Source organism: Micrococcus sp. MS-ASIII-49, from assembly GCF_000946635.1.
Lineage (GTDB): Bacteria > Actinomycetota > Actinomycetes > Actinomycetales > Micrococcaceae > Micrococcus > Micrococcus luteus.
In genome coordinates this window covers 23,542-38,435 of record NZ_JXSP01000110.1, presented here as the reverse complement: position 1 = coordinate 38,435, position 14,894 = coordinate 23,542, and the positions used below count along the sequence as shown (strand labels likewise).

Below are 14,894 nucleotides of genomic sequence, written 5' to 3'. Positions count from 1 at the left end.
CCCGTGGATCAGGCCTTCGCGGCGATCTGACGGAGCACGTACTGCAGGATGCCGCCGTTGCGGTAGTACTCGGCCTCACCGGGGGTGTCGATGCGGACGACCGCGTCGAACTCGGTGACCCTGCCGTCCTCACCGGTGGCCGTGACCTTCACGGTCTTCGGCGTGGTGCCCTCGTTGAGGGCGGTGATGCCGGAGATGTCGAAGGTCTCGGTGCCGGTCAGGCCCAGCGAGTCGGCGTTCTCACCCTCCGGGAACTGCAGCGGCAGCACGCCCATGCCGATGAGGTTCGAGCGGTGGATGCGCTCGAAGGACTCCGTGATCACGGCCTTGACGCCCAGGAGCGCGGTGCCCTTGGCCGCCCAGTCACGGGAGGAGCCGGAGCCGTACTCCTTGCCGCCCAGGACCACCAGCGGGGTGCCCTGCTCGGCGTAGTTCTGCGCCGCGTCGTACACGTAGGCCTGCGGGGCGCCCTCCTGGGTGAAGTCGCGCGTGAAGCCGCCCTCCACGCCGTCGAGCAGCTGGTTCTTGATGCGGATGTTCGCGAACGTGCCGCGGATCATGACCTCGTGGTTGCCACGACGGGATCCGTAGGAGTTGAAGTCCTTGCGCTGCACGCCGTTCTCCAGCAGGTAGCGGCCCGCCGGGGTGTCCGACTTGAAGGAGCCGGCCGGGGAGATGTGGTCCGTGGTCACGGAGTCACCCAGCTTGAGCAGGACGCGGGCGCCGGAGATGTCCGACACCGGGTCCGGCTGCATGGTCATGCCCTCGAAGTACGGGGGCTTGCGCACGTAGGTGGACTTCTCGTCCCACTCGAAGGTGGAGCCCGAGGGGGTCTCCAGGGACTGCCAGCGCTCGTCGCCGTCGAAGATCGTGGCGTACTGCGAGGTGAACATCTCGGTGTCGATCGACGCGTCGATGATCTGCTGGACCTCGGTCGGGTCCGGCCAGATGTCCTTGAGGAAGACGTCGTTGCCCTCCGTGTCCTGGCCCAGGGCCTCGTTCTCGAAGTCGAAGTCCATGGTGCCGGCCAGGGCGTAGGCGACCACCAGCGGCGGGGAGGCCAGGTAGTTCATCTTCACGTCCGGGTTGATGCGGCCCTCGAAGTTGCGGTTGCCGGAGAGCACCGCGGTCACGGACAGGTCGTTCTCCTGGATGGCCTCGGAGATCTCGGACTCCAGCGGGCCGGAGTTGCCGATGCAGGTGGTGCAGCCGTAGCCGACCACGTTGAAGCCGAGGTCGTTGAGGGACTCGCGCAGCCCGGACTTCTCGTAGTAGTCGGTCACCACGCGGGAGCCCGGGGCCACGGAGGTCTTCACCCACGGCTTGGACTTCAGGCCCTTGGCGACCGCGTTGCGGGCCAGCACGCCGGCCGCCATCATCACGGAGGGGTTTGACGTGTTGGTGCACGAGGTGATCGAGGCGATGGACACGGCACCGTGGTCCAGCTGGAACTGGCGGCCGTCCGGCATGGCCACGTCCACGAGCTTGGACGGGCGGCCCTCGCCGGCCTCGTCCTGCGTGGCGTAGTTGTGCAGGTCCTTGCGGAACTGGTCCTTGGAGTCGGTGAGCTCGATGCGGTCCTGGGGACGCTTCGGGCCGGAGATGGAGGGCACCACGGTGGACAGGTCCAGCTCGAGGTACTCGGAGTAGGCGACCTCGGAGGACGGGTCGTGCCACATCCCCTGCTCCTTGGTGTACGCCTCCACGAGGGCGACCTGCTCCTCGGAGCGGCCGGTCAGGCGCAGGTAGTCGAGGGTGACCTCGTCGATCGGGAAGATCGCGGCGGTGGAGCCGAACTCGGGCGACATGTTGCCGATGGTGGCGCGGTTGGCCAGGGGCACGGAGCCGACGCCCTCGCCGTAGAACTCGACGAACTTGCCGACCACGCCGTGCTGGCGGAGCATCTCGGTGATGGTCAGCACCACGTCGGTCGCGGTGGCGCCGGACGGGATGCTGCCGGTCAGCTTGAAGCCCACGACCCGCGGGATCAGCATGGACACGGGCTGGCCGAGCATCGCGGCCTCGGCCTCGATGCCGCCGACGCCCCAGCCGAGCACGCCCAGGCCGTTGACCATGGTGGTGTGCGAGTCGGTGCCGACGCAGGAGTCCGGGTAGGCGCGCAGCACGCCGTCGACCTCGCGGGTCATCACGGTGCGGGCCAGGTTCTCGATGTTGACCTGGTGGACGATGCCCATGCCCGGGGGGACGACCTTGAAGTCGTCGAAGGCGGTCTGGCCCCAGCGCAGGAACTTGTAGCGCTCGCCGTTGCGCTCGTACTCGATCTCCATGTTCCGCTCGATGGCGGCGTCGTTGCCGAAGGAGTCGATCTGCACGGAGTGGTCGATCACGAGCTCGGCCGGGGAGAGCGGGTTCACGCGCTCCGGGTCGCCGCCCAGGTCCTGGATGGCCTCACGCATGGTGGCCAGGTCCACGACGCAGGGCACGCCGGTGAAGTCCTGCATGATCACGCGCGCCGGCGTGAACTGGATCTCGGTGTCCGGCTGGGCGTTCGGGTCCCAGGCGGCCAGGGCCTTGATCTGGTCGGCGGTCACGTTGGCGCCGTCCTCGGTGCGCAGCAGGTTCTCCAGCAGCACCTTCAAGGAGTAGGGCAGCTTCTGCGCCCCCTCGACCTTGTTCAGACGGAAAATCTCATACTCGGCGCCCTTGACGTCCAGGACGCCCTTGGAGCCGAAGCTGTCGACGGTGGTCACGAGAGGACTCCTCTTCCCGCCCGGTTTCCTCCGGGCGCTCGTCCAGTGGGGGGTGGTCACCCGCGGCCGCGGACCGCGCCCCGTCCGGGACGGGCGTCGTCTGCGTCACAGGTGCCGCACTGCGTCCCAGGGTACCGCGCCGGTCCCGTGTGACGCGGGCATGGCGCGCGGCGGCCCGCAGGCCGCCGCGCGGATGCCGGGTCAGATCTCGACGACGGCCGCGGCCGGGGCGCTCTGGGCGGCCGGCACCAGCACGGTCACCGACTCGAGGTGGTGCGTGTCCGGGTAGAGGTCGAACACGCGGGCGCGCTCCACCTCGTAGCCGCCGTCGCGCAGCCACGCCAGGTCGCGGGCGAACGAGGCGGGGTCGCACGAGACGTACACGATGCGGCCCGGCTCGAGCGCGAGGATGCGCTCGATCGCCCGCCGCCCCGCGCCCGCCCGCGGCGGGTCCAGGACGACGGTGTCCAGCGCGGCACCGCCGAGGCCGCCGTCCGCCACGGGACGCTCGGGGTACTTCAGCCAGCTGCCGAGCACCTTGTCCGTGGGGCCGTTGAGCACCGAGGCCTGCGGCTGGTCGTGCAGGTTGCGGCGGGCGTCCTTCGAGGCCTGGCGGGAGGCCTCCACCGAGTACACGCGGCCCTCGGGTCCCACGGCGTCCGCCAGGTACGCGCTGAACAGGCCGGCGCCGCCGTAGAGGTCGGCCACGACCTGGCCCGGCTCGACGCGCGCGTCCTCGAGCACCGCGTCCACGAGGGTGGCCGGGGCGTGCTGGTGGACCTGCCAGAAGCCGTCACCCGTGACGCGGAAGCGCTTGGTGCCGCCGCGCTCGGACTCCACGGTCTCCTCGACCCAGGTCTTGCCGGTGATGCGCTCGACCTTGACCGGCTGGAACTGCTTCGGGCCGGGCAGGGCCAGGCCGGTGGAGACGTCCACGCCGCACGCGTTGGCCGCCTGGCGGATCCGGGTGCGCAGCCGGCCGAGCTTGACCTCGTCCGCCCGCGTCTGCGGGGTGGGCGTCACCAGCACGAGGGGGCGGGAGCCGGAGGCCGGCGTCGCGACGTCCACGCGGGCGGCTCCGGTGAAGTCCCAGTCCCACAGGGCGAGCGCATCAAGGGCCGGCACGCCGAGCGGCATGTTGCGCACGGGTAGGAGGGTCGCCGAACGGTAGGCGTGCATCGCGATGTGCCCCTGGGGGGTCACCGCGAACGCGTTCCGGGTCCGCCAGCGCTGGCCGGTGGGCTCGTCCTCGGAGCCGGCGAAGCACACCTCCGGCTCCACCGCGAGGTCGGCGATGCGGTGCACCGTGTCCCGGAAGACCTGGGCCTTGAGCCGGCGCTGGTGCGGGACCACGATGTGGCCGAACTCGGCGCCGCCCACGGGCGGGCGACCCGAGGCGTGGGCGCGCAGCATGTCCGCGAGCTTCCACTGGTGGATGCGGCGGAACTCGGAGGGCCGCAGCACCTCCACGACGTCGCCGCGCCAGAAGCGGGCCCCGTCCTCGGCCTCGGTCAGGGCCACCCGGACCTTCTCGCCGGGCACGGCGTGGCGCACGAAGACGACCCGCCCCTCGTGCCGGGCCACGCAGTGGCCGCCGTGGGCCATGGCCCCGACCTCCACCTCGATGGTCCTCCCGATCCCGGTGACGTCTGTGGACGTGTCGACGACTGCCATGTCTGGCTCCTCTCGCATCGCAGCGCGCTTCAGGTCTTGCCCTGAGCATCGACTGGTCAGATCATCATCATCCTTGCAGACCGATGCGGCTGTGTCGCCTCGATCGTGGGCGCGCCGTCGGACGGCGTCATCCGCCGCTCCCCGGGGGCGCCGGGGCGGTCAAGAGCCCTGGCCCTCGTGGACCTGCCACGGCACCGAGCCCACCATCACGCCCGGCTCCCGCTGCAGTCGCCGCGTCTGGCGGGTGGCGGTCCGGTTGTGCAGGAGCGTGCGCCAGCCCGGCCGGACCACGTACTCCGGGATGAACACCATGGTCAGGTCCCGCGGGGAGCGGCGTCGGTGCTCGCGCACATGCCGCACCAGGGGGGCCACCGTGTCGCGGTAGGGCGAGGCGATCACGGTGAGCGACATCGGCAGGCCGGCACGCTCCCAGGCGTCGATCACCTCCAGGGTGGCGGCGCGCTCGGCGTCCACGACGACGGCCTCGAGGGAGGACGGCCGCGACGCGCGGGCGTAGGCCAGCGCCCGCAGCGCCGGCCGGTCCAGCGTGGTCACGACGACCACCACGTGGACCCGCGAGGGCAGGGCCCGCGCGTCGTCCTGGGGGTCCGGTGCGAGCTCGCGGTCCACGTCCGCGTAGTGGCGGCGGATCCGCCCCATCACCAGCGAGCCGAGCACGATCGCCAGCAGCGCCACCCACGCGCCCTGCGTGAAGCGGGTGACCAGGACGACGACGCCCGCCAGCGCCGTGACCACCCAGGCCACCGCCGTGATGATCAGGCGCAGCCGGACGGCCGCGCGGGCCCGGGCGCCCGGTGTGTGCACGAGCCGGCGGCGCCACAGCCGCAGCATGCCGGCCTGCGCGAGCGTGAAGGCCAGCAGCACGCCGATGACGTAAAGCTGCACGAGCAGGGCGGTCCGGGCCTCGAAGAACAGCACGAGCGAGAGGGCCACGGCCCCCATCCCGAGGACGCTCCACGTGTGCACCAGCCGGTCGCTGCGGACCCTCAGCTGCCGGGGCAGGTAGCCGTCCTCGGCCACGCGCGCGGCCAGGGCGGGGAACGAGCGGAACGCCGACTTGGCCGCGAACAGCAGGAGCAGGGCGGTGGCCGCGATGGTGGCGACGGACAGGATGCTGCCCGGGCCGTACACGGTGTCCGCGAGCTGGGCGAGCACGGGGGCGGGGGCGCGGTCGGGCGTGACCTCGGCACCCGCGGCGTCCCGGAGGTTCTCCAGCTCCAGCCCGACGACGACGCCGGTGCGCTGAGCCAGGTGCATGACGCCCACGGTCAGCGCGCCGAGGGTGAGGGCCATCACGGTGAGCACCCACCGCACCGTGGGCACGGCCGGCCGGGCCATCAGGCGGGTGCTCGAGACCGGCACCTCGACGCCGGTGAGCAGCACCGATCCCGCGCTGAACGCGCGCAGGGCGAGCAGCGCCGTCGCCACGGTGCTGACGGTCCCGCCGACCCCGGCGCCCTCCTGCGTCCAGCCGGCCGTCGGCGCCGCGCCGAGCAGCCCACGGCCCTCCTGCCACAGGCCCGCCAGGACGAGCAGCGCGGTCAGGGCGACGAACACGCTCACGAGCACGGGCAGCACCCACCGGGACAGCCGCACCCCGCGGAGCGCGGCCAGCAGTACGCCCACGAGCGCGGCCGAGGCCACCAGCACGCGGCTGCCGACGGTGAGTCCGGGGGCCAGCGCCGCCACGAAGTGGGCGAAGGCGGCCACGGAGACCGCGGCGGTGAACACGAAGTCCAGCAGGAGCGCGGCCGAGGCGACGACGCCGGCCCTCGGGCCCAGCTTCATGCCGGCCATGTGATAGATGCCGCCGTGCGGAACGGCGGCGACCGCGGCGCGGAAGGACACGACGATGAGCAGCATCACCGCGACGACGGCCCAGCCGACGGCGGGTCCGAGCGCGAGCGCGGACGTGCCGGCCGCGACCAGGGTGAGGATGACCTCGTCCGGGGCGTAGGCGAGGGAGGACAGGGCGTTCGACGACGTCACGGGCAGCGCCCGCCACCGGTTCATGCGGGGCTCGTCGGCGGCGTGCGACGTCACGGGGCGACCGAGGAGGCCGCGGCGCAGGAGGGAGGACAGCGTGGCCACCGCACCACGGTACCCCCGCCGGGCCCGGACGCCGCGGCGACGCGGATGCTCCCGGACGTGCCCGCCGGATGCGAGGATGGAGCGCGCGTCGGCTCCCCGGCGCACGGAGCACCGCACGAGAGGCAGGGACGGGCATGGCCCACTACGTGATCGTCGGCGGCGGACGGGTGGGCACCCGGTTGGCGGCCGCGCTGGACGCGGCCGGTCACGGCGTCGCCCTCGTGGACCGCGACCCGCGGACCGTGGAGGGGCTGGCCCCCGGCTTCTCCGGCGAGCTCGTGGCCGGCGTGGGCTTCGACCGCTCCGCGCTGCTCGCCGCCGGCATCGACCGCGCGCAGGGCCTGGCGGCCGTGACCGCGGACGACAACACGAACATCATCGCCGCCCGCGTGGCCCGCGAGACCTTCCACGTGGACCACGTGGTGGCGCGCATCTACGACGCCGACCGGGCCCGGCTGTACCAGCGCCTCGGCATCCCCACGGTCGCCTCGATCCAGTGGACGGCCGACCAGGTGCTGCACCGGCTGCTGCCGGCCGGCACCGCCGACGCGGAGCACCGCGACGCCTCCGGCCGGCTGCTCGTGACCGAGCTGGTCCCCCACTCTTCGTGGTGGGGCCGTCGGCTGACCGACGTCGAGTCCACGGTGGGGATGCGCATCGCCTACCTCACCCGGCTCGGCGACGGCCAGCTGCCCCGGCCGGGCGACCGCCTGCAGGAGGGCGACGTGCTGCACGCCGTCTACCCGGTGGACCGCCGGGACCAGGTGGAGGCCGCCCTGCAGGGCGAGGCACGCGTGCCGGACGGCACGGACGAGGACGAGGAGGGACGGGCATGAGGGCCGTCATCGCCGGAGCCGGCGCCGTGGGCGCCTCCATCGCGCGGGAGCTGCACGCGCACGGCCACGAGGTGGTCGTCGTCGAGGCGCGCACGGACGCGGCCCGCAAGGCCGACGTCGGCGGCGCACGCCTCGTCCTCGGGGATGCGTGCGACCTGACCGTGCTCGAGCAGTGCGGCGCCCTGGAGGCGGACGTGCTCGTCGCGGCGACCGGCGACGACCGGGTCAACCTCGTGTGCTCCCTGCTGAGCCGCTCGGAGTTCGGCGTCGGCCGCACCGTGGCCCGCGTCAACAACCCGCTCAACGACTGGCTCTTCGACGAGTCGTGGGGCGTGGACGTGGCCGTGTCCACCCCCTCGATCATGACGGCGCTCGTGGAGGAGGCCGTGGAGACCGGGGACCTCGTGCGCCTGCTCAGACTGGAGGCCGGCGGCGCGGCGCTGTCCGAGTTCCGGGTCCCGGCGGAGCACTGGCTCGAGGGCCGGCGCATCGGCACCGTGTCCTGGCCGCAGGAGGCTCCGCTCGTGGCGGTCGTGCGCGACGGCGCCCCCCGGCAGGCGTCGGCGGACGAGGTCCTGGAGGTGGGCGACGAGCTCTTCTTCCTGGCCGCCGGCTCCGCCGAGCCGGCCCTGCGTCGCCTCCTCGTCGGCGAGGGCCGCGCTCAGGGACGCTCGGAGGCGGCGGAGTCTGCCGGCACGCCGTCGTCCTGACCGGGCGAGCTGACGGACCAGGCGAGCCAGAGCCCCAGGGCATAGAGCGGCAGGCCCATCACCAGGCGGGCCACCCCGAGCGCGGTGACGGCGTCCCCGAGGTAGAGGGGCACCTGCACCGCCAGGCGCAGCGCGAACACGGCCACGAGGATCCAGGTGGCCGCGGCGTAGGCGCGGCGCCGACGCCGGTGGGCCCGCCAGCGGGTGCCCTCGGCGCGCACGAGGCCGAGCACCAGGCCCGCCGCGGGCCAGCCCACGAGGACGGACACCGCGAACGCGAGGCCGTAGGCGGCGTTGGTGACGAAGCCCCACAGGTAGTAGTCGCGGGCCTGGCCGGTGGTCAGGGAGACCACGACGGACAGGACGACGACGGCGAGGCCGGCCAGCACCTGGACCGGCGACTGGCGCTGGACGAGGCGCGCGACGCCCAGCACGAGTGCGACCGCGACGGCCGCCACGCCGGAGGGCCACACCTGCTGGGTGGCGACGTAGCCGACCATGTAGACGAGGGTGGGCAGGGAGGCCTCGACGATGCCGCGCCAGCCACCGACGCTGCCCAGCGCGTCGAGGCGGCCGCGCTCGTCCAGGCGGGCTCGAGACGGCAGGGGGCCGGCCCCGTCCGGGGCGGCGGTGACGGGGCCACGCGGCTCGGTCATGGGCTCTCCTCTCGGGGCCGTGCTCAGCGCGTGGCCTCGGGCGCGTCGACCAGGTCGAACTCGGGGTTGTGCAGGGTGGGCACGCCGTCCATCTGGGTGACGCGGCCGCGGACCGTCAGCCACTCCCCCGGCATGACACCGGGCACGCGGCGCCGCCCGTGCCAGACCAGCTGCAGCGTCTCCGCGGGCGCCATGCTCCCGGGCGCGGGCAGGCGGTCGGCCAAGACCGCGCGGAAGACGGTCGCCTCGTCCGCGCCGGGCAGTGTGACGGAGGCGATGACGCCGCGGCGCTCGATGCGGCCCGCGGCGCCGGTCGGGCGGGCTGCGACGGCGGGGCTCACCGGGTCTCCGTGATCTCCGGACCGCGCTCGGGCAGCGCGGTGGCCTCCGGTGCCGCGCCGTCCCCCGGGCCGGCGGCGGTGTCCGCGAGCACGTCCCGGCCCTCGTCCGGGGCCGGGCGGCGACGCTGCAGCGGGCGCGCGTTGGGAGGCGGACGCAGGGGCAGCAGCTCGCGCGGCGGGAGCGGCTCGTCGCCCCGCACCACGACCAGGTCGGAGAACACCTGTTCCAGCGGCTCGGCGGCCTCCGGCTGGAAGGCGGCCTCGCCGTGGAACACGCCGCGGACGAACCAGCGCGGACCGTCCACGCCCACGAACCGGGCGACGTTCCACCCCGGCGAGCCGTCCGGCAGCGCCGCCGGCACGCGCGTGAGGATCTCGATGCCGAAGCGGCCGGTCTGCTCCTGCACGGTCGCGTGGGCGGTGGTCGACAGGGAGTCGTGCAGCTCGGCGCGCAGGTCGTCCCACAGGCCCGTGCGGCGCGGGGCGCTGAACGCCTGGACCTGCAGCGCCGAGCGGCCGAGGCTGACGGTGGCGGCGACGATCCGCTTCGTCGCGTCCTCGACGTCGAGGCGCAGCTTCATGCCCTGGACCGCCCGCAGGCGCAGCGACCCCAGGTCGATCATGCCGGCGGGATCCGGGCGGGTGGCGACGTCGTGCGGACCGACGTCGGCTGCCTCCGGCGCGGCGGCGATCTCGAGGTCGCGCTCCTCCAGCAGCTCGGCCGGCAGGCTGACCTGCTCGTGGCGCACGGTGCGGTTGCGTCCGAAGATCACGACGTCCTCCCAGGGGTGGTGTCGGCGGTGAAGCCGCCGGTCGAGCCGAAGCCGCCGGCCCCGCGCTCGGAGTCGGGCAGCGCGTCCACGGGCTCGAAGCGGGCCCGCACGACCGGCTGCAGCACGAGCTGGGCGATCCGGTCGCCGCGGCGCAGCACGATCGGCTCGGTCGGGTCCAGGTTGATCAGGGGCACCTTGATCTCGCCGCGGTAGCCGGCGTCGATGGTGCCGGGGGCGTTGACGACGCTCAGGCCGTGGCGGACCGCGAGGCCCGAGCGGGGGTGCACGAACCCCGCGTGGCCCTCCGGGATGGCCAGCGCCACGCCGGTCGGCACGAGGGCACGCTCACCCGGGGCCAGGGTCACGTCGACGGCGGTGCGCAGGTCCGCGCCCGCGTCGCCCGGCTGCGCGTAGGCGGGCGGGGCCAGGCCCGGATCGAGGGCGTGCAGGGGCACGGGCAGCTCGGCGGAGTCGGTCACGAGGCCCGACCCTACACGAGCACCCGTCGGCCCGGGGCCGCGTCGAGGCGGCCGGGCGGGCGCCCTCACCGGTGCCGCGCGGCGGGACCGGAGTCCGGATGTGGGAAGCTGGGACCCATGCGTGATCCCCAGCAGCACCCCGTCGCCGATGCCTCCCGCCGCGCCCCCGAGGGCGCTGCGGCGGGACCCGATCCGGTCCTGTTCGAGGAGCGGTTGACGCCCTCCCCGGGGGTCTGGGCCGTGGCGCTCATGCTGGCGGCGCTGACGATACTCGTGTTCGCGCCGATCGACCTCGGGGTGGGCATCGCGGCCGCCGTCGCGTTCTTCGCCGTCGAGGTCCTGATCCTGGTGGCCACCACCCCGCGCATCGTGGTGCGCGAACGCACCCTCCAGGTGGGCCGCGCCAGCATCGAACGGCACCACGTCGGTCAGGTCACGGGGTATCGCGGCGAGGACGCCCGGGCCCAGCGCGGCCCGCTGCTGCACGGGCTGGCCTTCGTGAACGTGCGCGGCTGGATCGCGCCCGTCGTGCGGATCCAGCTGACCGACGAGCGCGACCGCACACCCTACTGGCTGACCAGCACCCGGCGTCCGGAGGAGCTGGTCGCGGCCCTCGGCGGGACCATGGCCCGGCAGGAGGGGACGGCCGAGGGCCGCTGACCGCCCCGGCGGCGGGGGCTCAGCCCTCGCAGTCGGTGCAGTAGATCAGGCCGTTCTTCTCACGCGCGGCCTGCGAGCGATGGCGGACCAGGAAGCAGGAGGCGCAGGTGAACTCATCCGACTGGGCGGGCAGCACCCGCACCATCAGCTCTTCACCCGAGAGGTCGGCGCCGGGCAGCTCGAACCCCTCGGCGGCCTCCGCTTCGTCCTCGTCCACGACGGCGGACTGGGTGTCCGTGCGCCGTGCCTTCAGCTCCTCGATGGAGTTCTGGCTCAGCTCTTCCTCGTTCTTGCGAGGGGCGTCGTAGTCAGTGGCCATGGGGTTTCACGCTCCGCTGGTGGGGGACGGCACCGGGACCGGTGCCGGCACTGCGCAGGCGGCGTCGTGGGCGGGCCACGCATCACCGGCCTGCGCCGTTGCGCGTAGATTGTGCACCATGGCCGAACCCGTGCCAAATGTTGACCGGCATGCTCGCCCAGGGCGGATTCGCGCGGGCGCGCGCCCCTCGCCCGGGCCGTGGTCTGCGGCCCGGCGGCTAGGATCGGGGCATGCCCGGCCGGGCGTCCGCATGCCCGGTGACCAGAACACGATGTGGGAGGGACCACCGCCATGGCAGAGCTGCGACTGACCGGACCCACCGAGGACGGCGACGCGCTGCGCCTGTCGGGGCCCGAGGGCGAGGAGCACACGCTCCCCCTCTCCCCCTATCTGCGCCGGCTGGTCATCGAGGGCGCCGCGCCCGAGGACGGGCGACCGGCCGAGGACGGCCCCGCGGCCTGGCACGACATGACGGAGATGGACGTCCCCGGGGCGGACGACGAGGACGCCGAGGGACCGGTGGACGCGGCGACGCACGCCGACGATGCCGCGGAGGAGGACGAGCGGGCTCCCGAGGCGCCCTCCGGCCCGGCCCGGCCGGACGAGGACCTCGCGCTCACCCCGCGGATCGACCCGCGGCCCGTGGCCGACGACTCGACCGCGGACGGACCGACCCCGGCGCCGCTGACCGACCAGGAGTCCGTCAAGGCCGCCGCGACCCAGGAGGCCGTGCCCCTCACCCCCCGGGAGATCCAGCAGCGCATCCGTGCGGGCGCCTCCGTGGAGCAGGTGGCCCGGGAGAGCGGGAACGCGTTCTCGCGCATCCGCACCTACGGTCACCCCGTCTTGGCCGAGCGCGACTGGATCGCCCGGCAGGCCCGCGCCGTCGAGGTCTGGGTCGGCGGGCCCGACCTCTACTCGGACCTCGTCCAGGACGGCGGCCCCACGACGCTCGGTGAGCTCGCCGCGCACCGGCTCGCCGAGCTGGGCGTGGACGAGGCGAGCCTCGAGTGGGACGCGTGGCGCGAGGACCAGGCCGGCTGGACCGTGGCCGCCCGGTTCGCCGTGTCCGGTGCGGGGAGTCTGCCCACCCGCGAGGAGCCGCCGGCGCTCTGGACGTTCCGCCCGGCCGGACGCCACCTCGAACCCGAGAACGCCTGGGCCCGCGCCCTGTCCGAGGCGGAGGCCTGGGACCTGGTCCCCCGCGCCCCCGCGGCCGAACCGGTGACGGACGACGTGGACGCCGAGGACGCCGTGACCCCCGCGGGTGCGCACTCCCCGGCCGCCGACCGCGACGCCGATCTGCTGGAGATCCTGCGGGTGCGCCGGGGTCAGCGTGTGGGCGCGGACCTGGAGTCGGACGACACGCTCGCGCACCTGATCGCCCGCGAGCACCAGGACCGGAGTCGGCGCGAGGCCGCCCAGGCGCCCGAGCCGCTCGCCCCGGTCGACGCCGAGGGGGCCCTGACGACCGCCGACGACGCCCCGGGCATCGACGAGCCGGAACCGGCCGCCGAGACCGACCGCGCCGAGGACACTGCCGCAGACGTCGCGGACGCGGAGGTCGCGGACGCGGGTGTCGAGGACGAGGGGGCGGAGCCCGCGCCTCGCGAGCGTGCCGCGCGCCCTGCCATGCCGGCCGTCACGCCGCGCCCCCGGGCCCGCTCGGCCGCTCGCCGCGCGTCCGTGCCCAGCTGGGACGAGATCGTCTTCGGCCGCAAGGGCGACTGACCCCGGCCCGGCCCCGGCCGCGGGGCGGGCTCAGCGGTGCCAGGTGAGCAGCGGGACCTCCCGCTCGGCGCGCGTGGGCGCGCCGTGCTGGCCCACCATCTCGAAGGCGTGCGGGGGCACCCGCCGGCCGTCGTAGAGGGCAAGATCCCCGTGCACGGCGACGAGCAGATCCCCGATGCGGGCACGGACCCGGTCCTCGACGACGGCGCCGAACCAGCCGGCGTCGACGGCCTCGTCCCGCGTGAGCACCCACGCGTGCGCCCCGTAGCGCTCGGCCCAGGTGCGCCGCACCCTCTCGCGCACGTCCGGACCCGCGTCGGATCGGAAGTGCAGCTGCACGAGGCGGGGCTCCCCCGCGGTGTGCGCGATCCCCTCGAGCAGCGCGGGGTCGGCGAGCTCCCCGGCCTCGTCCAGGGCGGCGTAGTCCACGCGGCGCGACGGCGGCACGTCGACCATGCCGTGGTCGCCGGTGGCGAGCACCACCGTCCCGGCGGGCACGCGGTCCACCAGGCGCCGCACCGCCGCGTCGATCTCCTCGAGGGCGTGCAGCCACCGGTCCGAGCCCACGCCGTCCCGGTGGCCGGCCTTGTCCAGCTCGTTGACGTAGAAGTAGACGAGCGTGGGCACGCGGGCGTCCTTCAGCACGCGTTCGACGGCCTGGGCGCGGGCGATCAGGGCGCGGCCGGCCACGAACCGGCCGCCACGCAGCCCCGCCCGTGTCAGGGCCGAACGCTCGAAGGCGGGCAGCGAGACCGTGACGGCGTCCACGCCGGCCGCGGCGGCGCGCTCGAACACGGTGGGCTTCGGCTGCCACCCCACCGGGTCGGTGGCCTCGTCCCAGCCGCCCAGCTGGTTGATCACCACGTCCCGGTCCGGGTCGAGCACGTCGTAGCCGGCCACGCCGTGCTCCCCGACGTCCAGCCCGGTGCCCAGGCTCGTGAGGGACGCGGCCGTCGTGGTGGGCACGGCCGCCTCGAGGACGCGGCCGCCGTCGGCCATCGCCGAGCGCAGCGTGGGGGCGTGGCCGCCGAAGCGCTTCAGGAGGGACCGTCCGAGGCCGTCCACCAGGGCGACGACCACGCGGCGGCCCGCCGGGACCGCGAGCGCGTTCTCACAGCCCGGGACACCGAGGGCGGCCGCGGCGGAGGTCAGGACGGAGCGCAGGGCACGGTCGGCGGGGACCACGCCGTCGGGGAGGGCGGGCCCCGTCACGTGGTGGCCGCCAGGTGGGCGCGGCGCAGGGCCCGGGCGAAGGCCAGGGCGCCGTCGACGGCCCCCTGCCCGTCGGCGTCGGCGGCGACGCGGATCACGAGGTCCTCGCGGGTGGCGGTGCCGGTGTAGCCGTGGTCGAGGTCGCACTGGGGGTCGGCGCAGCCGGCGGGCTGCAGGTCCAGTCGCTGGCCTCCGGCCCACATCAGCCCGAGGGTCATCTCGGCCACGGGGTCGGACGGCCGGAAGCGGGCGGGGTCGGCGTGGCCGGTGGTCAGGACCACGGAGCCGAGGGCGCGGACCGGGACCATCTCGGTGGAGACCTGGGCGAGGACCGCCTGGCCGGCCGGGTCGGCGGCGTGGTCGTCGAGGTGGACGGCCAGCAGGGTGTCCCCGGCGAGCACGAGGGCCGTGATGTGCCGGTGGATCTCCTCGTAGTCGAAGTGCGTGTCCACGTGGACGAGGTGCGCGTCCGGGGTGCGGCCTTCGAGCTCGAGGGCGATGGCGTGCGCCACGAGGTCCGGGTAGAAGCCGGCGCGGACGAGTGAGGCGTCGAGGCCGCCGCTGCCGTCCAGGGTGCGGGCCTCGCGCTGCCGGCCCTCGGCCTCGGGGGCGTCGGGGCGGTGGTCGGGACGGCCTGGCTCGTGACTCCTGCGGAACGGGCTCATGTCCCCCATGCTACG

Annotated in this window: 14 protein-coding genes; 4 read left to right on the top strand and 10 right to left on the bottom strand. The window is 74.5% G+C overall.

Annotation, left to right across the window (positions count from 1 at the left end; genetic code table 11):
• Positions 1-8: 8 nt before the first annotated feature.
• The 3 genes from acnA to SJ20_RS07800 all read right to left on the bottom strand — a co-directional run bounded on the left by acnA (position 9) and on the right by SJ20_RS07800 (position 6,497).
• Positions 9-2,711, bottom strand: coding sequence for an aconitate hydratase AcnA (gene acnA / locus SJ20_RS07810; RefSeq protein WP_020625084.1), 2,703 nt, complete (start codon positions 2,709-2,711; stop codon positions 9-11).
• 201 nt (positions 2,712-2,912) lie between these two features.
• The gene (locus tag SJ20_RS07805; protein ID WP_020625083.1) at positions 2,913-4,385 is read right to left on the bottom strand and encodes a class I SAM-dependent RNA methyltransferase; all 1,473 of its coding nucleotides are present in this window, start codon (positions 4,383-4,385) and stop codon (positions 2,913-2,915) included.
• A gap of 159 nt (positions 4,386-4,544) precedes the next feature.
• Positions 4,545-6,497 (bottom strand): APC family permease, encoded by a 1,953-nt coding sequence (locus SJ20_RS07800; RefSeq protein WP_020625082.1) that lies wholly within the window; start codon positions 6,495-6,497, stop codon positions 4,545-4,547.
• 134 nt (positions 6,498-6,631) lie between these two features.
• Between SJ20_RS07800 and SJ20_RS07795 the strand changes: the two genes are divergently transcribed.
• Both SJ20_RS07795 and SJ20_RS07790 read left to right on the top strand, forming a co-directional pair.
• Positions 6,632-7,333, top strand: a complete 702-nt coding sequence (locus SJ20_RS07795) for a TrkA family potassium uptake protein (RefSeq protein WP_020625081.1) — start codon at positions 6,632-6,634, stop codon at positions 7,331-7,333.
• Positions 7,330-8,043 carry a TrkA family potassium uptake protein gene (locus SJ20_RS07790; protein ID WP_036382825.1) on the top strand — a complete coding sequence of 238 codons (714 nt, stop codon included), beginning with the start codon at positions 7,330-7,332 and terminating at the stop codon, positions 8,041-8,043. The genes SJ20_RS07795 and SJ20_RS07790 overlap by 4 nt, the downstream gene beginning before the upstream one ends.
• On the opposite strand, the gene SJ20_RS07785 is transcribed toward SJ20_RS07790, so the two are convergent.
• From SJ20_RS07785 to dut, 4 genes are read right to left on the bottom strand one after another with little or no spacing between them, the layout of a single operon-like run.
• Entirely contained in the window at positions 7,995-8,699 is a 705-nt protein-coding gene (locus SJ20_RS07785) for a DUF3159 domain-containing protein (RefSeq protein WP_020625079.1), read from the bottom strand. The genes SJ20_RS07790 and SJ20_RS07785 overlap by 49 nt on opposite strands.
• 23 nt (positions 8,700-8,722) lie before the next feature.
• A complete protein-coding gene (locus SJ20_RS07780; RefSeq protein WP_020625078.1) occupies positions 8,723-9,040 on the bottom strand; it encodes an OB-fold nucleic acid binding domain-containing protein in 318 nt (105 codons plus the stop codon).
• Complete coding sequence (locus tag SJ20_RS07775) at positions 9,037-9,813, bottom strand: DUF3710 domain-containing protein (RefSeq protein WP_044659534.1); 777 nt, start codon at positions 9,811-9,813, stop codon at positions 9,037-9,039. The genes SJ20_RS07780 and SJ20_RS07775 overlap by 4 nt, the downstream gene beginning before the upstream one ends.
• Positions 9,810-10,292, bottom strand: coding sequence for a dUTP diphosphatase (dut, locus tag SJ20_RS07770; RefSeq protein WP_036382821.1), 483 nt, complete (start codon positions 10,290-10,292; stop codon positions 9,810-9,812). The genes SJ20_RS07775 and dut overlap by 4 nt, the downstream gene beginning before the upstream one ends.
• Before the next feature lie 117 nt (positions 10,293-10,409).
• On the opposite strand from dut, the gene SJ20_RS07765 reads away from it, so the two are divergent.
• The gene (locus SJ20_RS07765; RefSeq protein WP_036382817.1) at positions 10,410-10,952 is read left to right on the top strand and encodes a DUF3093 domain-containing protein; all 543 of its coding nucleotides are present in this window, start codon (positions 10,410-10,412) and stop codon (positions 10,950-10,952) included.
• Between the two features lie 19 nt (positions 10,953-10,971).
• On the opposite strand, the gene SJ20_RS07760 is transcribed toward SJ20_RS07765, so the two are convergent.
• The gene (locus SJ20_RS07760; RefSeq protein WP_002858157.1) at positions 10,972-11,271 is read right to left on the bottom strand and encodes a DUF4193 domain-containing protein; all 300 of its coding nucleotides are present in this window, start codon (positions 11,269-11,271) and stop codon (positions 10,972-10,974) included.
• 291 nt (positions 11,272-11,562) lie between these two features.
• Between SJ20_RS07760 and sepH the strand changes: the two genes are divergently transcribed.
• Positions 11,563-13,002, top strand: a complete 1,440-nt coding sequence (sepH, locus tag SJ20_RS07755) for a septation protein SepH (RefSeq protein ID WP_044659533.1) — start codon at positions 11,563-11,565, stop codon at positions 13,000-13,002.
• A gap of 30 nt (positions 13,003-13,032) precedes the next feature.
• On the opposite strand, the gene SJ20_RS07750 is transcribed toward sepH, so the two are convergent.
• Both SJ20_RS07750 and SJ20_RS07745 read right to left on the bottom strand, forming a co-directional pair.
• Complete coding sequence (locus SJ20_RS07750) at positions 13,033-14,214, bottom strand: alkaline phosphatase family protein (RefSeq protein ID WP_044659532.1); 1,182 nt, start codon at positions 14,212-14,214, stop codon at positions 13,033-13,035.
• Complete coding sequence (locus tag SJ20_RS07745; protein ID WP_044659536.1) at positions 14,211-14,879, bottom strand: DUF5998 family protein; 669 nt, start codon at positions 14,877-14,879, stop codon at positions 14,211-14,213. Before SJ20_RS07745 ends, SJ20_RS07750 begins: the two co-directional genes overlap by 4 nt.
• Positions 14,880-14,894 lie beyond the last annotated feature (15 nt).

Excerpts from the sequence above, each read along its gene's own strand:
- SJ20_RS07805 (WP_020625083.1), bottom strand. The coding sequence starts at position 4,385 with ATGGCAGTCGTCGACACGTCCACAGACGTCACCGGGATCGGGAGGACC.
- SJ20_RS07745 (WP_044659536.1), bottom strand. The coding sequence starts at position 14,879 with ATGAGCCCGTTCCGCAGGAGTCACGAGCCAGGCCGTCCCGACCACCGC.
- SJ20_RS07760 (WP_002858157.1), bottom strand. The coding sequence starts at position 11,271 with ATGGCCACTGACTACGACGCCCCTCGCAAGAACGAGGAAGAGCTGAGC.
- SJ20_RS07765 (WP_036382817.1), top strand. The coding sequence starts at position 10,410 with ATGCGTGATCCCCAGCAGCACCCCGTCGCCGATGCCTCCCGCCGCGCC.
- SJ20_RS07785 (WP_020625079.1), bottom strand. The coding sequence starts at position 8,699 with ATGACCGAGCCGCGTGGCCCCGTCACCGCCGCCCCGGACGGGGCCGGC.
- SJ20_RS07795 (WP_020625081.1), top strand. The coding sequence starts at position 6,632 with ATGGCCCACTACGTGATCGTCGGCGGCGGACGGGTGGGCACCCGGTTG.
- sepH (WP_044659533.1), top strand. The coding sequence starts at position 11,563 with ATGGCAGAGCTGCGACTGACCGGACCCACCGAGGACGGCGACGCGCTG.
- SJ20_RS07790 (WP_036382825.1), top strand. The coding sequence starts at position 7,330 with ATGAGGGCCGTCATCGCCGGAGCCGGCGCCGTGGGCGCCTCCATCGCG.